4 protein-coding genes are annotated in these 4,110 nt (G+C 45.1%); 1 reads left to right on the forward strand and 3 read right to left on the reverse strand.

Annotated elements, in window-relative coordinates:
• Positions 1–1,696 (forward strand): 4Fe-4S binding protein (locus K8S15_14530; protein MCD4777251.1); only part of this gene is annotated, 1,696 nt, incomplete at its 5' end.
• 278 nt (positions 1,697–1,974) lie between these two features.
• Here K8S15_14530 and K8S15_14535 read toward each other — a convergent pair.
• The 3 genes from K8S15_14535 to K8S15_14545 all read right to left on the reverse strand — a co-directional run.
• Positions 1,975–2,856, reverse strand: coding sequence for a Fic family protein (locus tag K8S15_14535; protein ID MCD4777252.1), 882 nt, complete (start codon positions 2,854–2,856; stop codon positions 1,975–1,977).
• A gap of 390 nt (positions 2,857–3,246) precedes the next feature.
• Positions 3,247–3,891, reverse strand: coding sequence for a GAP family protein (locus K8S15_14540; protein MCD4777253.1), 645 nt, complete (start codon positions 3,889–3,891; stop codon positions 3,247–3,249).
• A gap of 27 nt (positions 3,892–3,918) precedes the next feature.
• A partial coding sequence (locus tag K8S15_14545) for a hypothetical protein (protein MCD4777254.1) occupies positions 3,919–4,110 on the reverse strand: 192 nt, incomplete at its 5' end.

Genomic DNA, 4,110 nt, shown 5'->3' on the forward strand with positions numbered 1-4,110 from the left:
AAAGCCAAGGATCGGTGTGTTCGTCTGCCATTGCGGAACCAATATTGGAAGTATCGTTGATGTTCCCGCTGTCACAGCCTACGCGAAGACACTGCCGGATGTTGTGTACGCGGGAGAGAATCTTTTCACCTGTTCCCAGGATACACAGGAAATTATTAAGGAACTGATAGACGAATACAAACTCAACCGAGTGGTCGTTTCCTCATGTTCCCCCAGCACGCATGAACCGCTTTTCCAGGAAACCATCAGGGAAGCCGGTTTGAATCCCTATCTGTTCAACATGGCCAACATAAGGAATCAGTGCAGCTGGGTTCACCGCGCGGAACCTGCGAAAGCGACTGAAAAAGCGAAGATCCTGACAAGAATAGCGGTGGGAAAAGCGCGGTTATTGAAGGCGCTTCATACCGTTGCGCTGGATGTCACTCAAAAGGGGCTGGTTGTTGGCGGAGGCCTTGCCGGCATGACGGCAGCATTATCCATAGCGGACCAGGGCTATGAAGTTGCTCTTGTTGAAAGAGATAAAGTTCTCGGCGGCAATCTCAGAAGTCTTACGAAGAGACCGGATGGACGAAATGTTGCTGAATATCTTGATGAACTGATTAAAAGAATAGAAGAACATCCAAGATTGACTGTATACCTGAACTCCACAGTATCCGCCATCGATGGTTATATAGGTAACTATCTCACATCTATTGAGAAAAGCGATACAGGGGAGACCGAGGAGTACGAACACGGGATAATCATAATAACGACCGGTGCGGTTGAAATGACGCCGGATTCATATCTATACGGTGACGAAAATGTGCTTACACAACTGGAACTTGAAAGCGATCTCGAGGAAAACGAGAAGAAGTACAGCAAGCTGAAAAGCGTGGTGATGATTCAGTGTGTCGGATCAAGGGACGATGACCATCCGTACTGCTCCAGAGTATGCTGCACACAGGCCGTTAAGAACGCCATACGTCTCAAGGAACTCAATCAGAAAATGAATGTCTATATCCTCTACCGTGATATTCGAACCTACGGTTTCAACGAGGAGTACTACCAGCAGGCCAGAAATATGGGCGTAATATTCATCAGATACGAAGATGACAACAAACCGATTGTAAAATACGTCAAAGATGGTGAAAACAAAAAGATAGCAGTCAGTGTCCGCGATCATGTTCTTGATACGGAGATTGAGATCGCCCCTGACAGGATAATACTTGCAGCGGCCATGAAGCCTCAGGAAGACGCCGAAAAACTCTCACAGATGCTCAAGATACCGCTCAACGAAGACAGGTTCTTCATGGAAGCCCATGTAAAACTCAGACCTGTGGATTTCTCCGCTGAGGGAATATTCCTGGCAGGATTAGCTCATTCACCCAAGAACATGGACGAGACCGTCTCGCAGGCTAAAGCTGCCGCAGAACGGGCCTGCATCATCATAAGTTCTGACAAGTATCTGTCAGTTGCCAATATAGCCAGCGTGGACCCCGACGTCTGCATAGGATGCGGAATGTGCGTATCCGTATGTCCCTACAGCGCCCCGGGTCTTATCTGGAAGAACGGCAGACAGGTCTGCTCGATCAATACAGCTCTGTGCAAGGGTTGCGGAAGTTGTTCTACAGTCTGCCCCTCAGGCGCTATGGAGCAGCTGGGCTACAGCGAAGAACAGACCCTCGAAATGGTGAATTTCTCCCTGGTAAACCTTTAGCCATTCTACGGTGTATCGCACTGCTTCGCTGTGAATCCGGTCAAATGGTTTTGTAAAGCCGGAAAAGCTCCAGTTGTGTACGTTTCTTCAGACCGGTATGAAGATTCATACCAGTTTACTCTTACATGAATCTTTCTACAACTTACTTTATTTCAGCAACCATTTCCAAAAGGGGTTTGAAGTTTTGCCCGTTGGGGTCGCCATTCCTTTATCCAGCTCTTGATAAATCAATAAATTCAGATAAATTGCGAGTTCCTGTTTCATTCATTTCTTGCTTCTTAACTGGTTGGATCACCAATTTTCCATAATCCCTTTTCCAGGAAAGCTTCAATGGTTTGGCGTTTTGCTTTATTGATTAAATTCGAGTGCGAAAGATTATTCTGCTTTGCGTATTCATTAAGAGTAATGATGTCCATTCCATCCAGATAGGCTAATCGTTTATGATAACTGTTGGTAATTGCTTTCCCAACAATTTCTTCCATAATCGAACTACTGATATTTCTATCAAACTCTTCAAAGGCATCATAGTACAAAGTACGGTCGATGAGTTTAATGTTTATGGGTACATAGCCTTCGCGGATCAGTAAATAATTGTTAAGCACTCTTCCTATTCTCCCATTACCATCGACAAACGGATGGATGTGTTCAAAACTGAGATGAAAGACTGCAATTCTCTTTATAATACTGTCATTCACCGAAGAATTGTATTTGATGAACATATCTTCAAGTTTGCCTATAATCTGTTTGGTATCACAAGCGATATGGTTTGCAACTCTTACCCATTCATCATTTTTCCTGAACCGACCTGCTATATTATTGTGAATATTAGTTATCAATATTCTATGCAGAAGCAGAATCATTTCCAGGTTCAATTCCTGCTGCTTTGCTTTTGTGTCTATATATGTAACTACTCGTGCCAGGTTCCGAGCTTCGAATACTTCGAGTTCGGAGACATATCGGTCTAAATCGAGGTGAAGGAGTATTTTCTCAGTTTCCTCCAAACTCAGGGTACTGTTTTCAATGGCGTTTGAATTATAGACCTGTTCTGCAACCTCTGCTTCATTGATAAGTTTAAGTAAAGAATCCTTATTGCGAGCAGATTGATAATACCGCTCTCGTAATGAACCTATTCTCTTATATACACTCATCACTTTTCCCATAGCTTGAATTTAACAAATTTTCACGTTTTTGATAACAATACAGTTAATTGTAACGGTTATATGATATGTTTTCACGCTTTACCAGCAAATTTCATCGAAATACACGGTAAGGGAGATACCGCCACTGGTTAGGATTGGCACGTCTGGATAACTAAGACGACCCCTGCGCGGACTACGTCCTTGGCAGGATGACATACCCGAGATAGAAGTCGGTTGAAACCTCCCAGACCAGGCATCAGGGGGCAGGTGTGTCTTCATATGGGGCATAGAGGAATTGTAGATTGGTCATTTCATTGACGGTGTGTTGTTTCGGGTAGTATGCTCGGTTTCAGGAAGGGAAATGGTGACATCTCCAGGTTTTTCCTGAAGATATTATTCTGCTCTTCCTCGCTAAAAGAGTATCCTTAGGCCTTTTGTCATAAGATATGCTCCAAAGACCAGCAGGACAGTCATCCCGATTACTCGATTGTGTTTCGTTAACCAGGCTTTAAGAAAATCCAGCACTTTTTCGGCCCTCTTTGGAAAAGCAAAGAAAATGATAATGGGAACCAGAAGCGTCACCAGGGTGACCAGCGTCAAGAAAGCTATTGCCAGGAAGTCATCCTGCCGACCAAGACGGGCTAAGCTGATTACGTGTATCCCAGAGATGAAAATTAAGTAAGTTGACGGGTTAAGAAGCAGTACCATGCTACCCAGAGAAAAAGATCTAAAGGCAGTTGAGGCGCTTTCAACTCCGGGGGCTCTTTTCTTGTCTTTCTTCCTTAAGCTATAAGGTACCGCCAGAAAACATATTGCCCCTAGCGACAGGTCGATATAACCGCCGATTCTATGTGTTCTTCCGCCACCTCCGGGATGGAACAGGTAAACCACGACTACCCCCAGGGCCACCAGGGCGGCTGTATAACCCATGAGAAACAATAACGAGTTCCTTCGTGGATTCTTCTTCAGCATTACAGAGATCAGGAGTGTGACGGCCACCGGGCTTACGGAAGCGCCCAATCCAATCAACAGCAGGTGAGGAATCATGGTGCTCATGATTGCATTATACGAATACCTGTATTCTCATCCAAGAAGCACATGCTTCATGAAGTCGTTCAAGCAACTTAGCTCAATGTTTTTACTCCCATGCAGATCCAGTGAGCTGTGAGTGTAGGAATAGTATACGAATCGGGATGACCCCAGTCCTCCGCCCGAGCCGTTGGAACTCGTCTGCGAGCCATGCGCGGACCACGTTCCCTGGCAAGACGATGTTCC

This window comes from Candidatus Aegiribacteria sp., from assembly GCA_021108005.1.
In the GTDB taxonomy this organism is placed as follows: Bacteria; Fermentibacterota; Fermentibacteria; order Fermentibacterales; family JCC-6; genus Aegiribacteria.